Source organism: Pseudomonas sp. LB-090624 (genome assembly GCF_003205205.1).
Taxonomy (GTDB): domain Bacteria; phylum Pseudomonadota; class Gammaproteobacteria; order Pseudomonadales; family Pseudomonadaceae; genus Aquipseudomonas.
The window spans coordinates 1-21,710 of record NZ_QJRL01000022.1 but is presented as its reverse complement, the minus strand read 5'-3'; the positions used below and the strand labels follow the sequence as shown (position 1 = coordinate 21,710).

Sequence of the window (21,710 nt, the reverse complement as noted above, 5' to 3'; positions counted from 1 at the left end):
TCGACCGGTTCTCGTTCTTGACACTTGACGGGCCTATTTCCGGGTTGTCTGTCGAGGTAAAGTGAGGTGCGTTATCGTCACGCCTAGGTTTCCCCGCAGGTGCTCGGTCCTTGAAGTTGTAGCTGCCATCTCGATATCGCTTGATGATTCCGTGAAACCACCGAACTGCTGTGGTTTTGATAGATCCCGCTTTGATCGCAGCCGACAGTTCGTCCAGCATGCGTTGGTGGTCAACGGGAGCAACCTGCTCCAGCGCCTTGAAAATTTGGCTTCTCGTTTCAGCTGATACCAATGCCGTCAACCTCAGCGGCGGACCATCGGCTACCGGTACATCGTCGAGGGACGTAGTAGTTTTCTTATTTCTTGGTTTTATTGCTTTGTTAGTATTTATATGTGCTTGTTTCCCCAGGTGCGGCTGCTCCGTGTGCGGTTTATCCATGTTCGGGTTATCGCAATATGGTGCAGCGGAGGCTTGGCTATTGGGCTCGTCAGATATATGCCATACCGTTTTTGCGAATCGGCCTCGGGAGTCATGGGTGCGCTTGATACTCAAGTAGCCTGCGTCCTCCAACTCCTGTAATCCGCTCCTGGTTGCGGCTGTACCAGTGCCGTTTTTCTTAGATAGCGATTCCACCGTCAGGTATGGGTAGCCTGGAGGTAGTGATAGTAATTTCACAAGTAGGCCCAACGATTTCCAACTCAGGTTTGAGTCGCTTATTACATCGTTAGGGATGATTGTGAAATGGCTGGATACCTTTCTTTTTACAACTAGGGATATAGACATCTTCGTCAGCCCTGCTCAAGCACCTTGGCTACATCTGCGGTTCTGAAATAAATCCTCCTGCCAATTCTCACCTTACAGGGGAGGAATTTTCTCGATACCTCATTGTCGCCACTCAGACTGATCCTCAAGCCATCCTTGCTTCTGTGTAGCACCTCCGCAAGCTGTTCGAGGGACAAGAGTGGAGCCCCAGAGAATAAGTCGCGTATATATTCTTCAGTGGTCATGCTAGGTGTCCTCCGCTTAATTTCGGATATCCTATGACACCTAGCGCAAATTTATAAAGAACTTTTTGAATATTGGCTTGACAGCGGGATGGTTTAGCTATAGTTCTCCGTTCTTGTTTTAGCTCAACTTGTTTAAAGCCGTAGCTGTTTTAGCCGCTAAATTTGAACCTCACCTCGTGTGGTGCGGCTATAGTGCTGAGTTTAGCTAAGCTGTTTTGATTTTTTAGCTAAACTTTTTTGTTATTTGGCATGTTGTCCAGCCGGGCTACTAGATCTTCGGAACGTAGATGTGTGTATCTTTTCAACATTTGCATCGATTTGTGGCCGCTGATGCTTGATACCTCTTGGTCGGAAAGACCACCTTCCACCAAGCGGCTGACAGCCTCATGCCTCAAGTCGTGAAATCTAAAGTCGGATAGCTGAAGCTTCTTAACCAACAGCCCCCAGATTTTTGTGAACGCATAGGGGCGGCGCTTTCCATCTCTACCGGGCTCACCGAAAAACACCAAGTTGCACTCGCTAGGGCGAGCTGGATTCATCATCGCGGCTCTGAAAAGCTCTGTGGCTCGCTTGCTCAGTGGCACAGTTCGTTGACCATCATTTTTCGTGTCGACCAGTCTTACGATGCGTCGCTCTGTATCCACCTGAGTTCTGCGTAGCGACGCGATTTCACCTGAGCGCATACCAGTTTCCAGAGCGATGCCAACGATCCACCCAAGCATTGGATTGCTATGCCGATTCACCTCTGCGAATAGCCGCCGTTCCTCATCCGGCGAGAGCCTACGATTGCGACCCTCCCCGGGGCTTGGCTTGCGTATATTCAACACGGGGTTAAACGTCAGGCCCAGCCCCCATTCCTGGATCGCGACCGTGAAAACGTGGCTCAGTAGAGCCAGCTCCAGGCGAACGGTGTTGTTGCTGGTCGTGCCCGCGCGGCCTGGCTCGTTAAGGCGCTTGTCGCGATAGTTGGCAATGGTTTCAGCGGAAAGGGCTGCGAGAGAATACTTGCCCAGATGCTCCGTTAGCTTTTTAGCCTTGGAGATCTCACCGCGTTGAGTCGTAGGCTTCTTTGTGGGTGTAATGTCGGTCAGGTAGCGCTTGAGCGCTATTTCCAGCGTCATGCGCTCAGAGCCGCTGCGCTGGATGTACACACCGCGCACCATCTCGTCTTCGGTGCGTCGTGACCAATCCTCAGCGTCGCGTTTGGTGCGGAAGGTTTTGGCGTTGGTCGGCCAACCGGTCTTGCGGATAACGGCCTTCCAGGTGCCGGCAGGGGTTTTGACGATTGTAGCCATCTGAAGGACTCCAAAGGCGTGCAAGCGAAGCCGCACTGTACCTAATTTGTACCTTTAGACCATAGGACTGTATCTGAGGTGGTTCCGCCAAAAACACGAAAGCCGCGCAATGCGCGGCTTTGAGTATGGTGGGCCCACACGGACTCGAACCGTGGACCAAAGGATTATGAGTCCTCTGCTCTAACCAACTGAGCTATAGGCCCTCAGTAAGTGGCCGGATTATAACGAGGGTTTCGCAGCTGTGCCATCTGAAAGATCCGATAGTGCTATGCGAAGAAACGTAGCCGCGAACTCTTCTGGCGGCAGCGGCAGGCTGACGATGTAGCCCTGGATCTGTTCGCACCCTTCGGCCGCCAGAAAACGCTGCTGGGCCTGGTTCTCCACACCTTCTGCAATGATCGTCAACTGCATGCTGCGGCCCAGTGCGATGATTGCGCGGGCGATGGCGGCATCGTGGGGATCGTCGGGCAGGCCGCGGATGAACGACTTGTCGATCTTGAGGATGTCCAGTGGCAGGCGCTTGAGGTAGCTGAGCGAGGAATAGCCGGTGCCGAAGTCGTCGATGGCCAGCTGTACGCCCAGTTTCTTCAACTGGTACAGCACGGCCAGGGCTTCTTCGGCCTGGCTCATGATGAAGTTTTCCGTGATCTCCAGCTGCAAGTCGCCGGCCTTGAGTTGGTAGTGCTTGAGCAGTTGCTCGATGCGCCGGGCCAGGTGCGGGTGGCGTAGCTGGGCGCCGGCGAGGTTGATCGACAGCGGACCGAATGGTTCGTAGTGCTGCTTCCAGGCCTGCATCTGCCGGCAGGCTTGCTCCAGCACCCAGTCACCGAGCTGGAGAATGGTGCCGTTTTCTTCCGCCAGGTGGATGAAGTGCTCTGGCGGCACTTCGCCGAAAGTCGGGTGGCTCCAGCGGATCAGCGCCTCGGCGCCCACCAGGTTCTGGGTCTTGAGGCTGAGCTTGGGCTGGAAGCACAGGCTCATTTCGTTGCGTTCCACGGCGCGGCGCAGCTCATGTTCCAAAGCAATGCGCTCACTGGCCTGGGCGGTGAGGTCGCGGGTGTAGGCTTCGACGCGGTTGCGGCCCTTGGCTTTTGAGCGGTACATGGCGGCGTCGGCATTGCGGATCAGCGTGGCGACGTCAGTGCCGTCCTGTGGATAAAGGCTGATGCCGATGCTGGCGCTGGTGAAGAACTCGTGCTCGCCAGCCTGGAACGGTGCGTTGAAGCAGGCCAGCAGTTTGTTGGCGATGGTGCTGGCGTCGCTCGGCTTGTGCAGGCCGGGCAGCAGGATAATGAACTCGTCGCCGCCCAGGCGGGCCACGGTGTCTACGTCGCGTACCTGCTCCTTCAGGCGCTGGGCGATACCCTTGAGCAGCAAATCGCCGACCGGGTGGCCGAGGCTGTCGTTGATGTGCTTGAAGCGGTCCAGGTCGAGGAACAGCACCGCGCCCTGGCGGTTGGATACCTGCGCGCAGGTGAGCACAGCCTGCAGGCGATTTTCGAACAGGGCGCGGTTGGGCAAGCCGGTCAGTGGATCGTGGTGGGCCTGGTAGTCGAGTTTGGCCTGGGCGTGCTTGATGCTGGAGATGTCCGCGAACACTGCCACGAAGTGGGTGACCTCGCGTTCGCTGTTGCGCACGGCGCTGATGGTTAGCCAACTGGGGTACAGTTCACCGTTCTTGCGCTTGTTGTAGATCTCGCCCTGCCAGTGGCCTTCAGCGGTCAACTGGTGCCACATGGCTACGTAGAAGGCACTGTCGTGCTGGCCGGAGGCGAGCAGGCGTGGGGTCTGGCCGAGGGCTTCGATCTCGCTGTAGCCGGTGATTTCGCTGAAGGCGCGGTTGACGGCACTGATGCGCTGGTCGATGTCGGTAATCAGCACGCCTTCGGCAGTATTCTCGAACACGGTTGCGGCCAGCTGCAGTTTTTCCTGCATCAGGTGGCGTTCGGTGATGTCACGGGCGATGGTCAGCATGCAGTCCACGCCGGTAATCGGCAGCGGCCGCGCAGACAGCTCGCAAAGGCGGATCTGCCCGTCGCTGCGGCGGATATGACAGGTGAAATCGCGCACGAAGCCGTCGCGGTTGAGCTGGTCCACCAGGCGCTTACGCTCGTTGAGGTCGACCCAGATGCCCAGGTCCAGTGAGGTCTGATCGATGGTCGGGTTGAGGTCGTAGCCGGTGAGGCGGCAGAAGCCTTCGTTTACTTCCAGCAGCAAACCGTCGCTTTGGCGTGACAGCAGCAGGCCGTCGGGTGACGCATGGAACGCCTTGGCGAATTTTTCTTCCGAGGTTTGCAGTTGCTGCTGAGTTTCCTTCAGCTGGCTGATGTCGCGTACCGCCACCACCAGCGCCGGCGTGCCGTCGAGTTCGAAGGTTTCGGCGGAGGTCAGGCCGGTGAACAGTTGGCCGTTGCTACGGCGGAAGCTCATCTCCAGATTGCGGATACCGCCCTGGTGCAAGCGTTCGAGCACCAGCGGCCCGCTGCCTTCGACGCCCCACAGGTTGAGGTCGGTGGCTGTGCGGCCAATCACCTGGCCCGGCGTCAGGCCTATCTGTTCTTCAAAAGCCTCGTTTACCTCCAGTAGACAGCCATCACTGTGGCGCGCTATCAGCAGGATATCGGGGCACTGCTGGAACACCGAAGCGAACTTCTGTTCGGACAGGCGCAGGGCGTCCTCGGTACGCTTGGTTTCGCTGATGTCGATCATCAAGCCGCGCATTACCGGCTGGTGGCCGTGCTCGATCATGCTGACAATATTGCGCACCCACAGTGGCTGGCCATCGGCGCGTATTACCCGGTAGTCCAGGCTGTGGTCCCGCCCGGCGGCGGTTTCACTGTCGCAGTACGCCTGAGCCCAGAGGGCGTCCTCCGGGTGCAGGATGTTGCGCCAGAAGCCAGGTTTCAGCCAGTCAGCCAGAGGGTAGCCCAGCAGGCCTTCGGCATGCGGCGATACATAGCTGTAGGTGAAGTCGTTGGCATCTGCTTCCCAAGCGATGGCTGACAGGCTCTCGACCAGGCCGCGATAGTGGTACTCGCTGCTGCGCAGCTCCTGCTCCAAGGCAATGCGTCGGGAAATTTCCGAGCTGAGCCGACGGTTGATGCGGATGACCACGGCCAGTACGCCCATCAACAACAGCACTGTCGGCAAGCCGTACACCAGCAAATCCGACCAGAACATCCGCTGGTCGACCACATTGCCCACCCAACGCTGCTGGATCTGGCTGATTTCGCTGCTGCTCATGTCGGCCATCACTTTATCCAGAATGCCGACCAGCACCTGGTTGTTGCGGGGCACGGCCATCGCCAGCTGATAGCGGTAGGGCGTTTCGCCGCTGACATAGAGACCATCAAGCTTCAACTGGCGCAGGCTCCAGATGCTTGACGCGAGGTCACCGACGACAGCGTCGACCTGGTCAGTGGCCAAGGCCTGCAGTGTCGAGCTGACATTGGGCAGGGCGACCAGGTTGAGATCGGGGTGGTGGGTCCGCAGCAGCTCGTGCGGCGCGTAGTTTTCGACCACCGCGATTTTCAGGCCGTACAGGTCATCCAGGTTACGCGGTTGCGCGCCGCCTTTGTGCGCGAGGATCACAATGGGGAAGTCGAGATAGGGGCGGGTGAAGGCCAGGTAAACCTGGCGTTCGGGGGTGGACATGATGCCTGGCAGTAAATCGATGCGGTTTTCCCGCGCCTGCGCCAATACCTCGGTCCAGCTGCTGGGCTCGACCGGCTTGAACGCCACGCCCAGGCGTTGCTGGATCGTGGCGATGTAATCGGCGGCCAGTCCCTGGTAACGGCCCTCCTGGTCGCGAAACTCGAACGGTGGCCAAGAGGCGTCCACGCCCAGGCTGAGCTGCGGGTGGGCAGCCAGCCAGGCTTTCTCCTCGTCTGTCAGGGTCAGCGCGCCGGCCGTTGTGTTCCACAAAACCAGGAGCAGCAACAGGATGGCCGGCTTGAAGGGCATGGCGGCCTCGCATTCAGATGGTCTGAAGTCGAGTGTAGACGGGCATTGCGGCAGGTGTACGGTCGAAAGAGGGGTCTTTTGTCCGATACAACAGGGTCTTGCGGACTTGGGTAGGGCACATTGCCTTCATGGCGTGCGCCATTCCTGCACCGATCACCATTAAAACCGGGTTCTGCGCGACAGGCAGAAAAGAAAAACCCCGGCCTGGGCCGGGGTTTTGTCATCACTCGTCGAGGAAGCTGCGCAAGTGCTCGCTGCGAGTCGGGTGGCGCAGTTTGCGCAACGCCTTCGCTTCGATCTGACGGATACGCTCACGCGTTACGTCAAACTGCTTGCCCACCTCTTCAAGGGTGTGGTCGGTGTTCATGTCGATACCGAAACGCATGCGCAGCACTTTGGCTTCGCGTGCGGTCAGACCCGAGAGCACGTCACGAGTAGCTTCTTTCAGGCTTTCGACCGTTGCCACGTCAATCGGGGACTGCATGGTCGAGTCCTCGATGAAGTCGCCCAGGTGCGAATCTTCGTCGTCACCGATCGGGGTTTCCATGGAGATCGGCTCTTTGGCGATCTTCAGTACCTTGCGGATCTTGTCCTCAGGCATTTCCATGCGCTCGCCCAGCTCTTCCGGGGTCGGTTCGCGACCCATTTCCTGCAGCATCTGCCGGGAAATACGGTTGAGCTTGTTGATCGTCTCGATCATGTGCACCGGAATACGGATGGTGCGTGCCTGGTCGGCGATCGAACGGGTGATCGCCTGACGAATCCACCAGGTGGCATAGGTCGAGAACTTGTAGCCGCGACGGTATTCGAACTTGTCCACCGCTTTCATCAAGCCGATGTTGCCTTCCTGGATCAGGTCGAGGAACTGCAGGCCACGGTTGGTGTACTTCTTGGCGATGGAGATCACCAGACGCAGGTTCGCCTCGACCATTTCTTTCTTGGCGCGGCGGGCCTTGGCTTCGCCGATCGACATGCGACGGTTGATTTCCTTGATCTCGGCAACGGTCAGGCCGGTTTCGGTCTCAAGGTCGATCAGTTTCTGCTGGCAAGCGACGATGGCAGCGTCCTTTTCACCCAGGGCTGCAGCCCATTTGGTGTTGCGCTTGGCCAGGTCACCGCTCCAGGTCTGGTCGGTTTCGTTGCTCGGGAACATGCGCAGGAAGTCGGCGCGTGGCATGCGGGCGTCACGGACGCAAAGCTGCATGATGGCGCGTTCTTGCTGGCGCAGACGGTTCAAGGCGTCACGTACACGTTCGACCAGTACTTCGAACTGCTTCGGTACCAGCTTGATCGGCATGAACAGGTCAGCCAGGGCCTGCAGGGCCTCGATGCTTTCCTTGTGGCCGCGACCGTTTTTCTTCAGGACCTTGTTGGTGACCTGAAGCTGGTCGTTGACCGCGCCGAAGCGCTGGGCTGCGACAACTGGGTCGGGACCGCTTTCGGCCTCTTCCTCGTCGTCACTGCCTTCGCTCTCTTCGTCTTCGTCGTCCGATTCTTCCTTGGCCGCAGGGGCCTTGGCACCGGGGACCGGCACTTCGTCGGTCGGGGCGGCGATATTGTCATCAGGGTCGATGTAACCACTGAGGACGTCGGACAGACGGCCGCCGTCGGCGGTGACGCGGTCATATTCGCCGAGAATGTAGTCGACAGTACCCGGGAAGTGGGCGATAGCGCCCATGACTTCACGGATGCCTTCCTCGATACGCTTGGCGATTTCGATCTCGCCTTCGCGTGTCAGCAGCTCGACAGTACCCATTTCGCGCATGTACATGCGCACCGGGTCGGTCGTGCGGCCGATATCGGTTTCAACTGCCGCCAACGCAGCAGCGGCTTCTTCGGCCGCGGCTTCGTCGGTGTCGGCTTCCGCCAACAGAAGGGCATCCGCATCCGGAGCACTCTCGAATACGTTGATCCCCATGTCGTTGATCATGCGGATGATGTCTTCCACCTGTTCCGGATCTGAAATATCCTCAGGCAGGTGGTCGTTGACCTCCGCGTAAGTCAGGTAGCCCTGCTCACGACCGCGGGTGATCAACTCTTTGATACGAGACTGCTGTTGCGCTTTTCCGGACATAACACCCTATCCACTGAAGGTCTTGGCGGGCAAAAAACAAGCCGAGGATTATACCCGAGCATGGGCCTCACGCGCCAGATGAGGTCGGCGTTTGTGCGGGAACATTCCGGCTCAGCAGGGCGAGGAGCTGGGTTTTTTCCTCGCTGGTCAATTCGCTTTGACGTGATTTCCTGAGCAGTTGTTCCAGGCTGCGCTCGCGTTGGCGGGCGGACAAGCTAGTTATAGTGTCGAAAAACTGTTGTTCAAGGTTGTCGGCCACGATCAGCCATTCCTTTTCTGCCAGAGCCCGCAGCAGGCGGCCCTGTTCGGTGCCATGCCAGCGTGCGATCAACTGCATTGAGCTTAGCCCAGGATTTTTCTGTGCGGCTTCGATCAGTGCTACCAGCAGCTGGCTGTACAGGTGTTCTTCGTCCGCGAAGTGGCTGGCGTCTTCCACCTTGCCAGCCAGTAGCGGGTGATGCAGCAAGGTGCGCAGGGCCGCCAGCGTAGGTGGCTCAACCGGCGCGGGCACCCGTGGAGGCGCTTCGTCGCGGTGCTGCCAGGGCTTGCCGCCCTTGCGATTCTTGTCCCACGGTTTGTCGCTCCACGGCTTCTTGCTGCCACCCTTGTTCGGCTTCCACTCCTGCTCCTGGTGTACAGGGGCATGGTCGTACTGTGGCATGTCGCCGTAGTCGGGGGTGTAGCTGGCCATGGCGTCATAGTCATAGCCAGGGTCGTAGTCCGGCACGCTGTTGGCAGCTGGCGCCTGCTGCGCCAATTGCTCGACCTGCTGTGGGTCGAGGCCGGTAATTTCCTTCAGGCGGTTGCGCATCAGCTGGCGCAGGTTGGCGCCGGGGATCTTTTCGATCAACGGTGCGGCCAGGGTTGCCATGTGCGCCTTGCCTTCCAGCGAGCGCGGGTCGGCTTCGACGCCCAGTTGCTCGAAGAAGTAGTCAGCCAGCGGCTGGGCGTGTTGATTGATGCGGGCCATGAAGGCATCGGTACCTTCGGCGCGCACCAGGCTGTCCGGGTCTTCGCCTTCGGGCAGGAACAGGAAGCGCGCACGGCGGCCGTCCTGCAGGTTCGACAAGGTCGACTCCAGCGCTCGCCACGCGGCCTTGCGCCCGGCCTGGTCACCGTCGAAGCAGAACAGCACGCTGGGCACCACGCGGAACAGCCGCTTGAGGTGCTCTTCGCTGGTGGCGGTGCCGAGGGTAGCCACGGCATTGCGCAGGCCTTGCTGGGCAAGTGCGATGACGTCCATGTAGCCCTCGACCACGATGATTTCATCGAGGTTGCGGTTGTGCTTGCGCGCTTCGTAAAGCCCGTACAGTTCCTGGCCCTTGTGGAACACCGGGGTTTCCGGGGAGTTCAGGTACTTGGGCTTGTCGTCGCCGAGCACCCGGCCGCCAAAGGCGATGATGCGCCCGCGGCTGTCGCGGATCGGGAACATCACTCGGTCGCGGAAGCGATCGTAGCGCTTGCCGCTTTCGGCGTTCTCGATCAGCAGGCCGGCGTCGATCATCACCTTTTGTTGCAGGGTATCGGCACCCAGGTGCTTGAGCAGGTTGTCCCAGCCGGGAGGAGCAAAGCCCAGGCCGAAGTCGCGGGCGATTTCCCCGGACAGGCCGCGGCCCTTGAGGTAATCCACCGCCGCCTTGCGAGTCGGGTGGCTGCGCAGGGCCTGGCGGTAGAATTCCGAGGCGGCATCCAGCAGTGGGTACAGCGGCGAATCGGTAGGCTGGCGGGGCTTGTTGTCGCGGCGGCCTTGTTCGCGGGGTACTTCCATGCCTGCTGCGCGGGCCAGTTCCTCGACCGCCTGGGGGAAGTCCAGGTTGTCGTGGTCCATCACGAAACCCAGGGCGTTGCCACCGGCGCCGCAGCCGAAGCAGTAGTAGAACTGCTTGTCGGGGCTGACCGTGAAGGAAGGGGTCTTTTCCTTGTGGAACGGGCAGCAGGCGGAGTAGTTCTTGCCGGTCTTTTTCAGTTGGACGCGCGAACTTACCACGTCGACGATGTCGAGGCGGTTGATCAGGTCGTCAATGAAACTCTGGGGAATCAGCCCGGCCATGGCAGTCTCGTCATCTGGCAACTGGCAAGTCTAATCGCTCGCGCGCCGAATGGGGCGGGTGCCGCTTGGGGAAGTGCGAGGGAATGTGTGCTCGTCGCCAGCCCTGGGGGCTCGTCAGTCGGACGTGCACGTCTGGTCATACAGCAAGGAGGACCAGCTCTGACGTTTCAGGCAGGTTGCCCTTTATGCAGTTCGCATGAAGCTTGTGCAGGGCCTCGGGCTAGCTGCCCAAGTGTAAAACGACCACTGCCATCGCCCGGCGGTTAGCCGGGCAGGCAGAAGCTTTGCGATGAACGTCTGTATTAGTACAGACGAACGGCGCGGCGCTGTTCGCGCTGAACTTTCTTGGCGTGACGCTTAACAGCAGCTGCTGCTTTGCGCTTACGCTCTGCGGTCGGCTTCTCGTAAAACTCGCGGCTACGAACTTCAGCCAGTACACCGGCTTTTTCGCAGGAGCGCTTGAAACGACGCAGAGCTACGTCGAAGGGTTCGTTCTCTTTAACTTTGACGGCTGGCATCCAGGGCTACCTTAATTCATTACCGGGGTAGACGTGCTCCTGGCAAAACAAAGGTGTGCTGGAGAACGTCGGTTTTCAAGGGTTGCGGATGTTAACCCTTAGCAAGCCGGAATGCAAAGCCTCTGATCGAAAACCGCTGGTCGGCATCCGACACGGGGACTATCATGCGCGGCTTCGAACTCAGCCCCCACAAGGGACGAACCCATGCTAGTACTGGGATTGGAAACATCCTGCGACGAAACTGGCGTCGCATTATACGACAGTGAGCGCGGTTTGTTGGCCGACGCACTGTTCAGCCAGATCGACCTGCACCGCGTGTTTGGCGGGGTAGTGCCCGAGCTTGCCTCGCGTGACCACGTCAAGCGCATGCTGCCACTCATCCGCCAGGTGCTGGACGAGGCTGGCTGTGTCGCCACCGAAATCGACGCCATCGCCTACACCGCGGGCCCCGGTCTGGTCGGGGCCTTGCTGGTCGGTGCCTCCTGCGCCCAGGCGCTGGCTTTTGCCTGGGACATTCCGGCAATTGGCGTGCACCACATGGAAGGCCACCTGCTGGCGCCCATGCTCGAAGAAAACCCGCCGGCGTTTCCGTTCGTCGCTTTGTTGGTTTCCGGCGGTCACACCCAGCTGGTCCGGGTCGATGGTATCGGCCAGTACGAGTTGCTGGGCGAGAGCCTGGATGACGCCGCTGGCGAGGCATTCGACAAGACTGCGAAGCTGATCGGACTCAACTACCCAGGCGGCCCGGAAATCGCGCGCCTGGCAGAGCAGGGGGTGCCTGGCCGCTTCGTGTTCCCACGGCCGATGACCGATCGTCCGGGCCTGGAGTTCAGCTTCAGCGGCCTCAAGACGTTCGCGCTGAACACCTGGCAGCAATGCAAGGATGCTGGCGACGACGGTGAGCAAACCCGTTGCGACGTGTCCCTGGCATTCCAGCAGGCGGTGGTAGAGACTTTGACCATCAAGTGTAAGCGTGCCCTCAAGCAGACCGGCCTCAAGCGCCTGGTCATCGCGGGTGGCGTAAGTGCCAACAAGGCACTGCGTGCTTCGCTGGAGGACATGCTTGCCGGCATGAAGGGCAACGTTTATTACGCGCGTCCGCAGTTCTGCACAGACAATGGCGCGATGATCGCCTACGCCGGTTGCCAGCGACTGCTGGCCGGGCAGCAGCAGGACCTGGCGATCAGCGTGCAGGCGCGTTGGCCGATGGAGCAGTTGCCGCCGCTGTAACGATCAGAAGTGGCGCTCGCGCCCGGCAAACAGGTCGCGCAGGTTGTTGCGGTGGCGCCAGACAATCAGCACCGTCAGCACGCTGATCGGCAGCAGCGCCTCTGGCTCGCGCCAGGCCAGCAATGGCAGGGTCAGCGGCGTGGCGATAAGCGCCGCCAGCGAGCTGGTGCGGGTAAGGTAGAAGGTCAGCAGCCAGGCGCCGATGGCCAGCAGGGCAGCCGGGAAGTACAGGCCCATGAGCATGCCGGCGGCCGTTGCCACGCCCTTGCCGCCGCGGAAGCAGAAGTACAGCGGGAACAGGTGGCCCAGCACCGCGCACACGCCCACCCAGGCCTGTGCCTGCAGGTCCAGCCCGGCAAGGCGGGCAAGCAATACTGGCACCAGGCCCTTGCACAGGTCGCCAAGCAGGGTCAGGATCGCCATTTTACGGCCTGCCAGGCGTAGCATGTTGGTGGCGCCGGCATTGCCTGAGCCGCTGGAACGCGGGTCCGGGCTGCCCGAAAGGCGGCTGAGGACAATGGCGAAGGACAGCGAGCCGAGCAGGTAGGCGAGCAACGCCAGTAACCAAAACATGCTAACTATTCCGGGCGAGGACGCCCTGATTCTAACGGCGCCAGTCGCCCTTGTCGTGCTGTGGAGAGAAGTGCTTGGACAGAGTGTTCATCGAAGGCCTGGAAGTCGATACCGTGATTGGTGCCTATGACTGGGAGCGGGATATTCGCCAGTGCTTGCGCCTGGACCTGAGCTTTGCCTGGGACAACCGCCCGGCGGCGGCTGGTGATGACCTGAACTTGGCCCTGGACTACGCCAGCGTTTCGGCGCGCATCCAGGCGTTTGCCGAGCAGGCCCGTTTCGAGTTGGTAGAAACCTTTGCCGAACGCCTGGTGGCCACCTTGATGGACGAGTTCAGCATTCCTTGGGTGCGCTTGAAGCTGACCAAGCCAGGCGCGGTGCCGGCAGCCCGTGGTGGTGTAGGCGTGGAGATCGAGCGCGGATGTCTCTGAGCACGGTTTACCTGGGCCTGGGTAGCAATATCGACCGTGAGGCGCATTTATGTGCCGGGCTCGACGCGCTGGCCGGCATCCTTACCGACATGCGCTGTTCGCCGGCGTTCGAAAGCCAGGCGGTAGGGATCAAGAGCGGGCCATTCATCAATTTCGTGGTCACCGGAAAAACCGCGTTGCCGTTGATGGAGCTGGACCGTCGGCTGAAGTTCATCGAGGCCGATAATGGCCGTTATGCGCCGGACCGCAAAGGCTTGCCGCTGGATATCGACGTGCTGATGTATGACGACCTGCATGGCACGTTCGATGGGCTGGTATTGCCCCGGGCCGAGATCCTGAAAAACGCTTTCGTGCTGTGGCCACTGTCGTTGCTGGCCCCTCAGCTGATGCATCCGGGCGCGGGCAAAGCCATGGCCCAGTTGTGGCAAGAAGCACAGATTGACCAGGCCCTGGCCCCGGTCGCCTTTGAGTGGCGCGGGCTGCAGCTGACGCCTGCCTGACGGTCTGGCGCGGTATCTGTGGGCGCGACACAAGGCCGCCCCCACAGGTACCGCGCAGGTCAGCTGGATTTATAAGCCTCAACCGCTTTCAGCCGCTCAGCTTTGAGCGCTTCCCCCAGTGCCTGGCCCGTCAGCCCGGCCTGCACCAACGGCTTCACATCCACCGCTCGCGCCGCCACGGCTGCGCCTCGCAGGTAATCGCCCTGTGGATAACCTTGCTCGCCATCGCCCAGCGCTGCCATCTCGCAAACGACCACAAAATCCTCGAACCGCTGGGGTCGGCGGTAAACATCGAATTTCTGCAAAAGCTCCAGCAGTGCGGTGGCAGGCAGTCCCCGCGCCTGATTGGCCTGCGCCAGGCATTCCCCTGTCAGCAAGGCCAGTTCCTGGCATTCCCGTGGTGCCTTCAGGCGCTGGTTGACGGCTTTGATCGATGCGGGTGCCAGCCCCCGTAGCAGGCAGGCCCAGCGCACGTGCAGGGGCTGTTCATGCGCCGCTGCCTGCTCCAGGGCCGCCAAGGCCGGGGCATTTTCAGCAAGCTCAGGCAGCAGGGCCGGCAGGGCGTCGCATTCGCGCAGTACCTGGAAGAACACCTGCGGCTGCGCTTCCATCAGCGCCCGCTCGATTTCCTTCCAGCTGCGCTCGGCGGTCAGTGCCTGCAACTCGCCCGAGGCACTGATCTGGCGCATCAGCGCCAGCGTCTGGTCGGCAACCTGGAAACCCAGCGGGGCGTATCGGGCAGCAAAGCGGGCAACGCGCAGAACGCGTAGCGGGTCTTCAGCGAATGCCGGGGAAACATGGCGTAACAGGCGTTGATCCAGATCTTGCTTTCCGTTGTGCGGGTCATACACCGTGCCGGCTTCATCTTCGGCCATGGCATTGATGGTGAGGTCGCGGCGGATCAGGTCTTCTTCGAGGGTCACGTCGGGGCTGGCGTGAAAAGTGAACCCGCCATAACCACGCCCGCTCTTGCGTTCGGTACGGGCAAGGGCGTATTCCTCGCCGGTTTTCGGGTGCAGGAATACGGGGAAATCGGCACCGACCGGGCGATAGCCTTTGGCGAGCATTTCTTCGACACTGGCGCCGACCACCAGCCAGTCGATATCGCTGACCGGGCGGCCGAGCAGGCGGTCGCGCACGGCGCCGCCAACTTTGTAGATGTGCATGTGCAACCCTCCATAACTGCCGACAGGATAACCCGTCGGCAGTCATGGTGTTGCGCTAGAGGTGGTGGATAACGGCAAGGTCCATGCGGCCATAATCGGCACTTTCGCCGTGTTCGCCGCGTGGTGGCATGTGGTGGGTCTTCATTACCTGCTCGCCTTGCACGGTCTCCAGGTGAATATCGAAGCCCCACAGGCGGTGCAGGTGCTTGAGCACCTCCTCGGTCGAGTCGCCCAGCGGTTTGCGATTGTGCTGCTGGTGGCGCAGGGTCAGCGAGCGGTCGCCGCGGCGGTCGACGCTCCAGATCTGCACGTTCGGTTCACGGTTGCCAAGGTTGTACTGCGCTGCCAGTTGCTCGCGAATCACCCGGTAGCCGGCCTCGTCATGGATGGCGGGCACCAGCAAATCGTCACGCTGGTCATCATCGAGGATGCTGAACAGTTTGAGGTCGCGCATCACCTTGGGCGACAAGTACTGCAGGATGAAGCTTTCGTCCTTGAAGCTGCTCATGGCGAATTTGATGGTAGAAAGCCAATCACTGCCGGCAATCTCGGGGAACCAGTGGCGATCTTCCTCGGTGGGGTTTTCGCACATGCGGCGGATGTCGGTGTACATCGCAAAGCCCAGCGCATAGGGATTGATGCCGCTGTAGTAGGGGCTGTCGAAGCCAGGCTGGAACACCACGCTGGTGTGCGACTGCAAGAATTCCATCATGAAGCCTTCAGTGATCAGCCCCTCGTCGTACAGGTCGTTCATCAGGGTGTAGTGCCAGAACGTTGCCCAACCTTCGTTCATCACCTGGGTCTGGCGTTGCGGGTAGAAGTACTGGGCGATCTTGCGCACGATGCGCACCACCTCGCGCTGCCAAGGTTCGAGCAGCGGGGCATTCTTTTCGATGAAATACAGGATGTTTTCCTGCGGTTCGGCGGGGAAGCGCCCCTCATCGCGATCGTTACCTTTTTCCGCGCTTTTCGGAATGGTTCGCCACAGGTCGTTGATCTGCCGCTGAAGGTGCTCTTCGCGCTCCTGTTGCCGGCGCCGCTCCTCTTCGGCGGAAATCGGATAAGGCCGCTTGTAGCGGTCGACACCGTAATTCATCAGCGCGTGGCAGGAGTCGATCAAGTCTTCCACTGCATCGATGCCGTGACGCTCTTCGCACTGGGCGATGTACTGCTTGGCGAACACCAGGTAATCGATGATCGAGCTGGCATCGGTCCAGGTTCGGAACAGGTAGTTGCCTTTGAAGAAGCTGTTATGCCCGTAGCAGGCATGGGCGATCACCAGTGCCTGCATGCACATGGTGTTTTCTTCCATCAGGTAGGCGATGCACGGGTCGGAGTTGATCACGATCTCGTAGGCCAGGCCCATCTGGCCACGGCTATAAGACTTTTCCGTGCTGAGAAACTGCTTGCCATAGGACCAGTGGTGGTAACCCAGCGGCATGCCGACCGAGGCGTAGGCATCCATCATCTGCTCGGCCGTGATCACCTCGATCTGGTTGGGATAGGTGTCCAGGGCGTAACGTTCGGCCAGGCGGCTGATTTCCCGGTCGTAGGTCTGGATCAGTTCGAACGTCCACTCGGACCCGGTGGAAATGGGTTGGCGTCTCTGTGCTCTGGCGGTCATGTGGCTAACCTGCGCTGGAAGAGTTCACGGAAGACCGGGTAGATGTCGCCGGCCGATACCAGCTGCTGTTGGGCAAACGTATCGGCGAATGCTTCGCCGATGCGCTCGTACTCATACCACAGCGCCTGGTGCTCACGGGGGGTGATCTCAACGTAAGTGTAGTACTGCACATGCGGCATGATCTGCTTGGACAGGATCTCGCGGCAGATCGGCGAGTCGTCGTTCCAGTTATCGCCGTCGGAGGCCTGTGCGGCGTAGATATTCCAGTCGCTGGCCGGGTAGCGCTCCGCCATGATCTCCTGCATCAGCTTGAGCGCGCTGGAGACGATGGTGCCGCCGGTCTCCCGCGAGTAGAAGAACTCCTCCTCGTCGACTTCCCGGGCACTGGTGTGGTGGCGAATGAACACCACCTCGATGCGATCGTAGTTTCGCTTGAGGAACAGGTACAGCAGGATGAAGAAGCGCTTGGCGATGTCCTTGGTGGCCTGGGTCATCGAGCCGGACACGTCCATCAGGCAGAACATCACTGCCTTCGAACTGGGGTTGGGCTGCTTGACCAGCAGGTTGTACTTGAGGTCAAAGGTGTCGAGGAAGGGCAAGCGGTTGATGCGCGCCTTCAGGCGTTCAATTTCCTGTTCGACTTCCTGGATGTCGGTGAAATTATCCGGTTCTTCAACTTTCAGCCGGGCGAGTTCCTTCTGCGCCTCGCGCAGCAGGGCGCGGCTGCTGCCGGTCAGGGCAATGCGCCGCGCGTGAGCCGAGCGCAGGGTACGCACGATGTTGATGCGCGACGGGTTGCCTTCGTTGGCGATACCGGCGCGTACGGTCTTGAAGGTGTCGGCACCGGTCAGGTGACGCTTGACCAGATTGGGCAGTTCGAGGTCTTCGAACATGAATTCAAGAAACTCTTCCTGGGTGATCTGGAAGACGAATTCATCCATGCCCTCGCCGGAATTGCCGGCCTTGCCACGGCCGCCACCACCACCAGCACCGCCTTGCGGCCGCGGGATGTGCTCACCGGCGGTGAACTCCTTGTTGCCTGGGTGCACGATGGTCTGCTTGCCCCCGCGACCGTGGTGCAGCACCGGTTCGTCGATATCGCGGCCGGGAATGCTGATCTGCTCGCCGTGTTCCATGTCCATGATGGAACGGCGGCTGACCGCCTCTTCGACGGCCTTCTTGATGTGTTCGCGGTACCGCCGCAGAAAGCGCTGGCGGTTGACCGTGCTCTTGTTCTTGCCATTCAGGCGTCGGTCGATAACGTAGCTCATGGTCCCTCCGGTAGCTGGGAACAGCTGCACGCTTCAAGCTACGAGCTGCTGCATGTAAAGCCAGCAAAGCAGCTGCCGCCGCCCAGGGCTGGTCTAGCCGCCCTGGGCGCACGGTGTATGGCTTGTCGCTTTATTGCGATTTCCTGACCCGCAGGTACCATTCCGACAGCAGGCGCACCTGTTTGTCGGTGTAACCACGCTCCACCATCCGGGTGACGAAGTCGTTGTGTTTCTTCTGGTCCTCTTTGCTGGCCTTGGCGTTGAAGCTGATGACCGGCAGCAGGTCTTCGGTGTTGGAGAACATTTTCTTCTCGATCACCACCCGCAGCTTTTCATAGCTCAGCCAGCTTGGGTTCTTGCCGTTGTTGTTGGCGCGTGCGCGCAGTACGAAGTTGACGATCTCGTTGCGGAAGTCTTTCGGGTTGCTGATGCCGGCCGGTTTCTCGATCTTCTCCAGCTCCTCGTTGAGAGCGATGCGGTTGAGGATTTCGCCGGTTTCCGGGTCGCGGTATTCCTGGTCCTGGATCCAGAAATCGGCGTAGAGCACGTAGCGGTCGAAGATGTTCTGGCCGTATTCGCTGTAGGACTCCAGGTAGGCAGTCTGGATTTCCTTGCCGATGAACTCGATGTAGCGCGGAGCCAGGTATTCCTTCAGATAGCGCAGGTAGCGCTCGCGGACCTCGGCCGGGAACTGTTCCTGTTCGATCTGCTGTTCCAGCACATACAGCAGGTGTACCGGGTTGGCCGCCACTTCATGCGGGTCGAAGTTGAAGACTTTTGACAGGATCTTGAAGGCGAAGCGGGTCGACAGCCCATTCATGCCTTCGTCCACGCCTGCGGAGTCGCGGTACTCCTGGATCGATTTGGCCTTCGGATCGGTGTCCTTGAGGTTCTCCCCGTCATACACGCGCATTTTCGAGTAAATGTTGGAATTTTCCGGCTCTTTCAGGCGTGAGAGCACGGTGAACTGGGCCAGCATCTTCAGAGTGTCCGGCGCGCAGTGGGCCTTGGCCAGCGAGCTGTTGATCAGCAGCTTGTCGTAGATCTTGATCTCGTCGCTGACGCGCAGGCAGTACGGCACCTTGACGATGTAGATCCGGTCGATGAACGCCTCGTTGTTCTTGTTGTTGCGGAAGGTGTGCCACTCCGATTCGTTGGAGTGCGCCAGCAGGATACCGGTATAGGGAATGGCCCCCAGGCCTTCGGTGCTGTTGTAGTTACCTTCCTGGGTAGCGGTGAGCAGGGGGTGCAGGACCTTGATCGGCGCCTTGAACATTTCGACGAACTCCATCAGGCCTTGGTTGGCCCGGCACAGTGCGCCCGAGTAGCTGTAGGCATCGGCGTCGTTCTGTGGGAATTCCTCGAGTTTGCGGATATCCACCTTGCCGACCAGCGCCGAGATGTCCTGGTTGTTTTCGTCACCCGGCTCGGTTTTGGCAATGGCGATTTGGTTGAGGATGGAAGGGTACAGCTTCACCACCCTGAATTTGCTGATATCGCCGCCAAACTCCTGCAGGCGCTTGGTGGCCCAGGGCGACATGATGGTGTTCAGGTAGCGCCGCGAGATGCCGTACTCTTCCTCGAGAATGGCCCCGTCTTCGGTGGCATTGAACAAGCCCAAGGGCGACTCGAACACCGGCGAGCCCTTGATCGCATAAAACGGCACCTTTTCCATCAGCTGCTTGAGTTTTTCGGCCAGCGACGACTTGCCGCCGCCTACCGGGCCCAGCAGGTAGAGGATCTGTTTCTTCTCTTCCAGGCCTTGGGCGGCGTGGCGGAAGTACGACACGATCTGGTCGATGCACTCTTCCATGCCATGGAAGTCGGCAAAGGCCGGATAGCGGCGAATCACCTTGTTGGAGAAGATGCGCGACAGCCTGGAGTTGGTAGAGGTGTCGATCAGCTCTGGCTCACCGATGGCCAGCAACAGCCGTTCGGCCGCCGATGCGTAGGCACTGCGATCCTCTTTGCACAGCTCGAGGTACTCCTGCAGCGAGAGTTCTTCCTGGCGCGTAGACTCGAAACGTTGTTGGAAGTGGCTAAAAATACTCATGACGTCACCTCGCTCGATACGTGGAGACGACGCCGGATCAGTCAGCTGATGCTGGCATGCAACCGGGTTCGCCGGTTGCTGTATACCCCCCAGAACACCCTGTAACGCTACCGATGACCCGCACGCCGGTGTACCGGCTCTCCCCTTTTTTGGATGGCCTGAGCTTAAGCGTAGTTGGTTATCTGCAAGGTCAAGGGGCGAGGAGCATAGAAGTTACGAACGACCGTTCGTCTGATAAGGCGCAAGCCCGCACGGGGCGCGGGCTGCAGTAAAAATGAAAAAATTATTCGGCGCTGTCTTGGGCGGTCTCGGCCGGGTAGGTGGCGCGCCACAGTTCAAACCCGCCGTCGACGCTGTACACCTCAGAGAAGCCTTGGCCTGCCAGGTAGGCAGCGGCGCTCTGGCTGGAGTTGCCGTGGTAGCACACCACCAGGGTCGGGGCATCGAGGTCGGCGTTGCGGATGAAGTCGGCCACCGAATGGTTATCCAGGTGGCGGGCGCCAGTGATGTGGCCGGCAGCGAAGGCCTGCGGGTCGCGAATGTCGACGACTACCGCACCTTGCGCGCGAAGGGCCAGGGCCTGTTCGGGAGGGATGCGCTTGAATTCGCTCATGGGTACGGCTCTCTTCAGGATTGATCGTTCAGTGTAGTGGGTTGTGCCGGTGGGCGGACGGTGCCGTCGTCGGCGCAGTCGCAGCGGTGGTATTCGCCACTGTCGACGTTGTACAGGGTCATGGCGCCGCCCCATACGCAGCCCGTGTCCAGAGCAATGACGTCAGGCTGCTGGACACGCCCTTCCAGGGCTGCCCAGTGGCCGAAGATGATCTTCACGTGGCGTGAGCGGCGGTCCTTGTGGGCAAACCAGGGCTTGTAGCCTTTAGGGGCAGTGCCAAGGCCCTCTTTACTCTTGAGGTCGAGTTTGCCCTCGGCGGTACAGAAGCGCATTCGCGTGAAATAGTTGGTGATCACTCGCAGGCGCTCGATGCCAGTGAGGTTCTTGCTCCACTTGTTCGGCTCGTTGCCATACATGCCGTCCAGATAGAGCTTCAGGCGACCATCGTCGCGCAGCACCTGCTCCACCTCCTCAGCCAGCTTCAGGGCCTGCCCCAGCGTCCATTGCGGCGGGATGCCGGCATGCGACATGGCTATGCCCCTGGCTTCATCGTAATGCAGCAGCTTTTGCTGGCGTAGCCAGTCGAACAGCTGGTCGGCATCTGGCGCTTCGATGATCTCGCGCAGGGTGTCGCTTTTCTTCAAGCGCTCGACGTTGTGCCAGGCGGCCAGCAGGTGCAGGTCATGGTTGCCCAGCACGCAGACCAGCGACTGGCGGATCGAGTACAGGAAGCGCAGGGTTTCCAGCGACTCGGGGCCGCGGTTGACCAGGTCGCCGACCAGCCATAGGCGGTCGACGGCTGGGTTGAAGCTGACGCGTTCCAGCAGGCACTTCAGCGGCTGCAGGCAGCCCTGCAGGTCACCGACGGCATAGGTAGCCATCAGTGGAGGGCCCCTGGCACCGCCAGGCGGAACGGGGCAATCTGGGCGTCGAAGCGTTTGCCGTCTTCGGCGAACATCTGGTAGCTGCCCTGCATGGTGCCCACGCGCGTACTGATCACTGCACCGCTGCTGTAGGTGTGGCTCTGGCCGGGGTCGATGTTGGGCTGCTGGCCGACGACGCCGGCACCGCGCACTTCCTCGACCTCGCCGTCACCGTTGGTGATCAGCCAGTGGCGCGACAGCAGTTTGGCCTTGAGCGAGCCGTTGTTCTGCACCGTGATGGTGTAGGCGAACGCGAAACGACTGTTTTCGGGGTCGGATTGTTCTTTGAGGTAGCGGGTCACGACGCTGACGTCGATTTGATAGCGGGGGTCGGACATGCAAGGGCCTTGGCGAACTGACGCAATAATGCAGTCTAGGCCATTGGCGGGGGGGAGGGCCAGCGGAGAGGGCACTTGGG

17 protein-coding genes and 1 tRNA gene are annotated in these 21,710 nt (G+C 60.2%); 3 read left to right on the top strand and 15 right to left on the bottom strand.

The features are described from left to right. Positions 1-789: 789 nt before the first annotated feature. The 7 genes from DMX11_RS18720 to rpsU all read right to left on the bottom strand — a co-directional run bounded on the left by DMX11_RS18720 (position 790) and on the right by rpsU (position 10,908). Positions 790-1,008, bottom strand: a complete 219-nt coding sequence (locus DMX11_RS18720; protein ID WP_028633554.1) for a hypothetical protein — start codon at positions 1,006-1,008, stop codon at positions 790-792. Between the two features lie 227 nt (positions 1,009-1,235). Further along, positions 1,236-2,303, bottom strand: coding sequence for a site-specific integrase (locus DMX11_RS18715; protein ID WP_110745862.1), 1,068 nt, complete (start codon positions 2,301-2,303; stop codon positions 1,236-1,238). A gap of 126 nt (positions 2,304-2,429) precedes the next feature. Next, positions 2,430-2,506: transfer RNA gene (locus DMX11_RS18710), tRNA-Ile, on the bottom strand. Between the two features lie 16 nt (positions 2,507-2,522). Continuing rightward, positions 2,523-6,266, bottom strand: a complete 3,744-nt coding sequence (locus tag DMX11_RS18705) for a bifunctional diguanylate cyclase/phosphodiesterase (protein WP_110745861.1) — start codon at positions 6,264-6,266, stop codon at positions 2,523-2,525. A gap of 223 nt (positions 6,267-6,489) precedes the next feature. After that, complete coding sequence (gene rpoD, locus DMX11_RS18700) at positions 6,490-8,340, bottom strand: RNA polymerase sigma factor RpoD (protein WP_110745860.1); 1,851 nt, start codon at positions 8,338-8,340, stop codon at positions 6,490-6,492. A 67-nt stretch (positions 8,341-8,407) separates the two neighbouring features. After that, on the bottom strand, positions 8,408-10,390 hold the full coding sequence (dnaG, locus tag DMX11_RS18695; RefSeq protein ID WP_110745859.1) for a DNA primase: 1,983 nt from the start codon (positions 10,388-10,390) through the stop codon (positions 8,408-8,410). A gap of 302 nt (positions 10,391-10,692) precedes the next feature. Then, a complete protein-coding gene (rpsU, locus tag DMX11_RS18690) occupies positions 10,693-10,908 on the bottom strand; it encodes a 30S ribosomal protein S21 (protein WP_003255575.1) in 216 nt (71 codons plus the stop codon). A 204-nt stretch (positions 10,909-11,112) separates the two neighbouring features. Here rpsU and tsaD point away from each other — a divergent pair, with 204 nt between their 5' ends. Further along, the gene (tsaD, locus tag DMX11_RS18685; RefSeq protein WP_110745858.1) at positions 11,113-12,138 is read left to right on the top strand and encodes a tRNA (adenosine(37)-N6)-threonylcarbamoyltransferase complex transferase subunit TsaD; all 1,026 of its coding nucleotides are present in this window, start codon (positions 11,113-11,115) and stop codon (positions 12,136-12,138) included. A gap of 3 nt (positions 12,139-12,141) precedes the next feature. On the opposite strand, the gene plsY is transcribed toward tsaD, so the two are convergent. After that, positions 12,142-12,711 carry a glycerol-3-phosphate 1-O-acyltransferase PlsY gene (gene plsY / locus DMX11_RS18680; protein WP_110745857.1) on the bottom strand — a complete coding sequence of 190 codons (570 nt, stop codon included), beginning with the start codon at positions 12,709-12,711 and terminating at the stop codon, positions 12,142-12,144. 74 nt (positions 12,712-12,785) lie between these two features. Here plsY and folB point away from each other — a divergent pair, with 74 nt between their 5' ends. Both folB and folK read left to right on the top strand, forming a co-directional pair. Then, a complete protein-coding gene (folB, locus tag DMX11_RS18675) occupies positions 12,786-13,142 on the top strand; it encodes a dihydroneopterin aldolase (RefSeq protein ID WP_110745856.1) in 357 nt (118 codons plus the stop codon). Next, complete coding sequence (gene folK, locus DMX11_RS18670) at positions 13,133-13,642, top strand: 2-amino-4-hydroxy-6-hydroxymethyldihydropteridine diphosphokinase (protein ID WP_110745855.1); 510 nt, start codon at positions 13,133-13,135, stop codon at positions 13,640-13,642. Before folB ends, folK begins: the two co-directional genes overlap by 10 nt. 59 nt (positions 13,643-13,701) lie before the next feature. Here folK and DMX11_RS18665 read toward each other — a convergent pair whose 3' ends face one another. The 7 genes from DMX11_RS18665 to apaG all read right to left on the bottom strand — a co-directional run bounded on the left by DMX11_RS18665 (position 13,702) and on the right by apaG (position 21,630). After that, on the bottom strand, positions 13,702-14,808 hold the full coding sequence (locus DMX11_RS18665; RefSeq protein ID WP_110745854.1) for a multifunctional CCA addition/repair protein: 1,107 nt from the start codon (positions 14,806-14,808) through the stop codon (positions 13,702-13,704). A gap of 55 nt (positions 14,809-14,863) precedes the next feature. Further along, a complete protein-coding gene (locus DMX11_RS18660) occupies positions 14,864-16,432 on the bottom strand; it encodes a SpoVR family protein (protein ID WP_110745853.1) in 1,569 nt (522 codons plus the stop codon). Continuing rightward, the gene (locus DMX11_RS18655) at positions 16,429-17,703 is read right to left on the bottom strand and encodes a YeaH/YhbH family protein (RefSeq protein ID WP_110745852.1); all 1,275 of its coding nucleotides are present in this window, start codon (positions 17,701-17,703) and stop codon (positions 16,429-16,431) included. The genes DMX11_RS18660 and DMX11_RS18655 overlap by 4 nt, the downstream gene beginning before the upstream one ends. Positions 17,704-17,833: 130 nt before the next feature. Then, complete coding sequence (locus DMX11_RS18650) at positions 17,834-19,756, bottom strand: PrkA family serine protein kinase (RefSeq protein WP_110745851.1); 1,923 nt, start codon at positions 19,754-19,756, stop codon at positions 17,834-17,836. 283 nt (positions 19,757-20,039) lie between these two features. Then, on the bottom strand, positions 20,040-20,369 hold the full coding sequence (gene glpE, locus DMX11_RS18645; RefSeq protein WP_110745850.1) for a thiosulfate sulfurtransferase GlpE: 330 nt from the start codon (positions 20,367-20,369) through the stop codon (positions 20,040-20,042). 14 nt (positions 20,370-20,383) lie between these two features. Then, positions 20,384-21,250: a symmetrical bis(5'-nucleosyl)-tetraphosphatase gene (locus DMX11_RS18640; protein ID WP_110745849.1), complete on the bottom strand. Its 867-nt coding sequence runs from the start codon at positions 21,248-21,250 to the stop codon at positions 20,384-20,386. After that, positions 21,250-21,630, bottom strand: coding sequence for a Co2+/Mg2+ efflux protein ApaG (gene apaG / locus DMX11_RS18635; RefSeq protein WP_110745848.1), 381 nt, complete (start codon positions 21,628-21,630; stop codon positions 21,250-21,252). Before apaG ends, DMX11_RS18640 begins: the two co-directional genes overlap by 1 nt. Positions 21,631-21,710: the final 80 nt, after the last annotated feature.